The 609-nt window shown below is 54.7% G+C and carries 1 protein-coding gene; it reads right to left on the reverse strand.

The features are described from left to right. Positions 1–159 precede the first annotated feature (159 nt). Complete coding sequence (locus tag ACFOLC_RS16145; RefSeq protein ID WP_386760291.1) at positions 160–489, reverse strand: DHCW motif cupin fold protein; 330 nt, start codon at positions 487–489, stop codon at positions 160–162. Positions 490–609 lie beyond the last annotated feature (120 nt).

The following is a 609-nucleotide window of genomic DNA, read 5'->3' on the forward strand; positions in this document are numbered from 1 at the left end:
CGGATCAACGGTGCGCCGATCTGAATGAAAGTCCGCTCGTGCCATCGCAGCCGGGGCGGATCGTGTTCAAGACGGGCGGTATTTCAGCAGCCTGCTAACGCCTGAATTAAGCCGACCCGCGAAGCGGGTTCGGCTTGAATGAATTGTTAGGCACGTCCATCAGTCAACGATGAACAGCTTTGCCCCAACCTCTGTTGAGGATCGGTGTGGTTCCGCATTGTCGCCGACTTGATATGTCATGCCAGGTTTGAGGATGAAATTGCGACCATCTTCAAGCTCGGTTCGGAGCTCACCCTCAATGCATAAAAGCACATGGCCTTTGACACACCAATGGTCGGCTAGATAGCCCGGCGTGTACTCAACCATCCGAACACGAATACTCCCAAAGTTCTGAGTTCGCCAGTAGGCCAGCCCACTTTCGCCTTTGTGCTCGGTCCGCTCGATCTTCGACCAGTCGGTTGTACCAAAGGGGATCTCGGTGATTTTCACAATGGGTCCGTTTGCGCTAAGTGCCTAACGCCGGAATTAAGCCGAACCGCGAAGCGGTTTCGGCTTGAATGACTTGTTATACGGCGGTGCTGATGGAGTCGGCAAACTGACAGCCCCGAC

It is taken from the genome of Lysobacter cavernae (genome assembly GCF_042648505.1).
Classification (GTDB): Bacteria; Pseudomonadota; Gammaproteobacteria; order Xanthomonadales; family Xanthomonadaceae; genus Lysobacter_L; species Lysobacter_L cavernae.